Origin of the sequence: Mycobacterium sp. (assembly GCF_032161845.1) — a bacterium.
Lineage (GTDB): Bacteria > Actinomycetota > Actinomycetes > Mycobacteriales > Mycobacteriaceae > Mycobacterium.
Window position 1 is genome coordinate 1 of sequence record NZ_JAVRQA010000078.1, and the last position, 2691, is coordinate 2691.

Annotated in this window: 4 protein-coding genes; all 4 read right to left on the reverse strand. The window is 65.3% G+C overall.

Annotation, left to right across the window (positions count from 1 at the left end; all coding sequences use genetic code 11):
* Positions 1-441, reverse strand: a 441-nt coding sequence (locus QOD90_RS04710; RefSeq protein ID WP_526347170.1) for an AMP-binding protein, incomplete at its 3' end; no start/stop codon positions are given.
* 20 nt (positions 442-461) lie between these two features.
* Positions 462-1613, reverse strand: a complete 1152-nt coding sequence (locus tag QOD90_RS04715; protein WP_526347172.1) for an acyl-CoA dehydrogenase family protein — start codon at positions 1611-1613, stop codon at positions 462-464.
* Between the two features lie 8 nt (positions 1614-1621).
* Positions 1622-2452, reverse strand: coding sequence for an SDR family NAD(P)-dependent oxidoreductase (locus QOD90_RS04720; RefSeq protein ID WP_526347174.1), 831 nt, complete (start codon positions 2450-2452; stop codon positions 1622-1624).
* A 15-nt stretch (positions 2453-2467) separates the two neighbouring features.
* A partial coding sequence (locus tag QOD90_RS04725; RefSeq protein WP_526347176.1) for a hotdog family protein occupies positions 2468-2691 on the reverse strand: 224 nt, incomplete at its 5' end.

Genomic DNA, 2691 nt, shown 5'->3' on the forward strand with positions numbered 1-2691 from the left:
ATGCTCCGCAATCAACGCCTCATAGCTCACCGCGCCCGCGGGCAGTTCCCCATCGCCGCAGTGGATTACGGTCGCAAGCCCCGGAAACTGCTCACGCAGAGCCGGAATCGCAGGTGCGAAGGCGTCATCGACGAATAGCACCCGGGTGTCGGAATCGACCAGCGAGTAGGCGATCTCGGCAGGGCTCCAACGGATGTTCACCGGGTTCAGGGCTGCGCCAATCCACGGCACCGCGAAGAAGTACTCGTGATACCGATCGGAGTTGAGCCCGAGCATGCCCACGCGGTCGCCCCGCTGTACGCCCAACCCGGCGAGCGCACCGGCCAGCCGGGCGATCCGATCGGCGGACTCAGCCACCGTCCGGACCCGCTGACGGTAGATGGTCGCTGGTTGGTCGGCGTTCTGCTGCAGGTTTCGGTGCAGCGCCTGGGTCAGATACATGTCGGCTCCTCGGATCGGCGCTACAGCGAGCGCGCGATCAATTCCTTCATGACTTCGTTGGCGCCGGCGTAGATCTTCTGCGCCCGCGAGTCGACGAACATCCGCGCGATCGGGTATTCCAGCATGTACCCGTAGCCGCCGAAGAGTTGCACACATCGATCGATTACGGCCACCTGCATATCGCTGACCCAGGCCTTCGCCATCGAGGCCGTCGTCGCGTCGAGGTCGCCCCTGAGGTGCCGTTCGACGCAATCGTCGACGAACACCCGCGCGATCCGTGCGATGGTGGCGCATTCGGCGAGCTCGAACCGCGTGTTCTGCATCTCGAACAGCGAAGTGCCGAACGCACGGCGGTCCTTGGTGTACTTGACCGTTTCGTCGACTGCGCTCTCCAGCACCGCGGTGCCCCAGACCGCGACCACCAGCCGTTCGTGTGCCAGCTGCCGCATGGCGTAGCCGTACCCGGCGCCCTCTTCGCCCAGCAGGTTCTCAGCGGGCACTAGGACGTCGTCGAAGAACAGCTCGGCGGTGTCTTGCGCCTTCATCCCTACTTTGTCGAGAATGCGACCGACCCGGAAGCCAGACGCGTCGGCGGTTTCCAGCACCAGCAGGGATACCCCCTTGGCGCCCGCTGCGGGGTCGGTCTTCACCACGAGCACGATGATGTCGGCCGAGCTGCCGTTTGACGTGAAGGTCTTCGCTCCGTTCAGACGGTAGTGATCGCCGTCGCGGATCGCACTGGTGCGCAACGCCTTCAGATCGGACCCGCCGCCCGGCTCGGTCATCGCGATCGCACTGACCAACTCTCCACTGGCCATCCCCGGCAACCAACGTCGTTTCTGCTCTTCGGAGCCATACGCGAGGATGTAGTGCGCGACCAGCCCGCTGTGCACCTGATTGCCGAATCCGCTCTCACCACACGCGGCCTGGGCCTCCATGACCGCGAAATCGTGGGCAAGGGTTCCGCCGCCACCGCCGTATTCCTCGGGGATCGAGGTGCAGAGCAGCCCGAGTTCGCCTGCCTTGTACCAGAACTCGCGGTCGACGCACTTCTGTGCGGCCCAGCGCTCGCGGTGCGGCAGCGCCTCGGTCTCGAAGAACTTGGTTGCCATCTCCTTGAGGGCGATGACGTCGTCGTCAGCCCATGCCGACCGGTACGCGGTAGTGGTCACCATCGGCCCTAGAAGCTGAAGCCGCCGCCGCAGACCAAAGTCTGGGCGCTGACATAGTCGGACTCGGGGACGCAGAACAGATAGACGGCTCCGGCGGCTTCGGCAGGTGTGCCGCCACGGCCGAGGGGCACCATCTGCTCCATCGCAGCGAGCAGGTTCGGATTCACCCCGACCTTGATCTCGTTGCCTGCGACGTCGATCGTGCCGTCGCCGTCTGCTGGGGTCTCGGTGAGTCGGGACTTGATCAAGCCGAATGCCACGGTGTTGACGGTGACGTTGTAGCGGCCCCACTCCTTGGCGAGTGCCTTCGTCAGCCCGGTGACGCCTGCCTTGGCCGATGAATAGTTCGCTTGTCCGGCATTGCCGCCCGTGCCGGCGAGCGAGGAGATGTTGACCACCTTGCGGCACGGGATCGGCTCACCGGCGGCCTTGGCCGCCTTGACCGCAGCAGCGATGACCGGTTGGGCGGCGCGCAGGATCCGGAACGGCGCCTTGAGGTGCACGTCGAGGATGGCGTCCCACTGCTCGTCGGTCATCTTCTGGATCACCGAGTCCCAGGTGTAGCCGGCATTGTTCACGATGATGTCCAGCCCGCCGAAGTCGTCGACGGCGGCCCGCACGAACCGCTCGCCGAAGTCGGCGTCGGTGACGCTGCCGACGCAGGTGACGGCCTGCCCGCCCGTGGACTCGATCGCGGCGACGGTTTCCTTGGCGGGCTCGGCGTCGAGGTCGTTGACCACGACCTTCGCGCCTTCGCTCGCCAACTTCAATGCGATCTCGCGCCCGATGCCGCGGCCGGAGCCGGAGACAATGGCGACCTTGCCATCAAGAGTTCCCATGAGTTACACGTCCCTTCAGAGTGCGACGACGGCGTCGCCGGTGAGTGTGACGGTGCCGTCGTCGAGCGTGACGGTGAGTTCGATTGAGGCCAAGCCATTTTCGATCGCGACAACCTTGCCGGTGGCGGTCGGCTTGCCGTACAGAGGCGTGATGGCGGCGAAGCGCACCCGATAGCTGCGGATCGCCTGCGGGTCAACCCAATCGGTCAGCAGCCGACCCAGATATGCCATCGACAGCA

Excerpts from the sequence above, each read along its gene's own strand:
- QOD90_RS04720 (WP_526347174.1), bottom strand. The coding sequence starts at position 2,452 with ATGGGAACTCTTGATGGCAAGGTCGCCATTGTCTCCGGCTCCGGCCGC.